1 protein-coding gene is annotated in these 1258 nt (G+C 53.0%); it reads right to left on the bottom strand.

What is annotated here, in order from left to right; all coding sequences use genetic code 11:
• Positions 1–8: 8 nt before the first annotated feature.
• A protein-coding gene (locus AC1RKG_RS24790; protein ID WP_129941928.1) for an IS3 family transposase occupies positions 9–1222 on the bottom strand; the annotation gives its coding sequence in 2 pieces (ribosomal slippage) (positions 9–928 and positions 928–1222; 1215 coding nt in all).
• Between the last annotated feature and the right edge of the window lie 36 nt (positions 1223–1258).

Genomic DNA, 1258 nt, shown 5'->3' with positions numbered 1-1258 from the left:
TGTAGTGGTCAAGTAATATTGGCCACGGTTTTACAGTAAAAACGGTATCTGTTCTCTGATTCTTCCGGCGTCAGTCCACCGTTGTAATGGTGAGGCCTGACACTATTGTAGTAGTTCAATATATAATCACTGATTTGTCGCCGGGCCTCGTCCTTGCCTGCGTAACCATTCGCCGGTACCCATTCTGTTTTCAGACTGCGGAAGAAGCGCTCCATAGGGCTGTTATCCCAGCAGTTTCCCCGCCGACTGACGCTTTGCTTTATTCTGTAACGCCAGAGAAGTTGTTGATATTTCAGGCCTGTATACTGGCTTCCCTGATCGCTGTGGAACATCACATCACGCGGCTGGCCTCGCGTCTCATATGCCATCCGCAGGGCGCTGCTTATCAGCGCTGTATCAGCATTTTCTGACAGGCTCCAGCCAACCACTCTGCGGGCAAAAAGATCCATGACGACCGCCAGATAGCACCAGCGATTTCCTGCCCAGATATACGTAATATCTCCGCACCATGCCCTGTCAGGCTCCGGCACAGCGAACTGACGTTCGAGCAGATTCGGCAGGCATGTATGCTCCTGTCGGGCATTTTTGTACTGATGTTTTCCGGGCTGACAGCTGCTCAGGCTCAGGTATTTCATCAGACGCCCGGCCCGGTAACGGCTCATCGGGACACCGTTTTGAGTCAGCATTTCCGCAAGCGTGCGTGCGCCTGCAGAGCCCCGACTCTGGTTCCACGCCCGGCGTATTTCGCTGCACAACCTGACCTGCGCCGGATTAACGGTATCGCGTCGCTTTCGCCAGTACCGGTAACTACTGCGGTGTATTTCCAGAGCGGAACAAAGGCTGACAACCGTGTGGCTGTCACTCAGTCTGGCAACTATCGTGAACCGTTCAGCGAGTCGGACATCAAGAGCGCGGTAGCCTTTTTTAATATCGTATTCTGTTCCTCCAGACGGCGAATCTGCTTTTCCAGCTCTCGGATTCGTTGCTGCTCTGTGGAGATAGGCGTCGCAGAGGGCGTGATGCCCTGGCGCTCTCGCCGGAGCTGGCGTACCCAGCTCTCAAGGGTGGTAGAGCCGACATTCATCGCTTCACTGGCTTGTCGATATGAGTAGCCCTTATCAACAACCAACTGCGCACATTCCAGCCTGAACTCAGGGGTGAAAGTACGCTTAGTTTTTTTGTTCATTAAGTCACCTGTTTTGTGTTGAGGTGAGGATATCACCTTTAATCAGGTGGCCAAATTTACTGTGCCACTACA

It is taken from the genome of Serratia sp. GW822-FHT06D09 (assembly GCF_058799515.1).
Note: the sequence above shows the minus strand (reverse complement) of the source record. Positions and strands in the feature narration are given on the sequence as shown.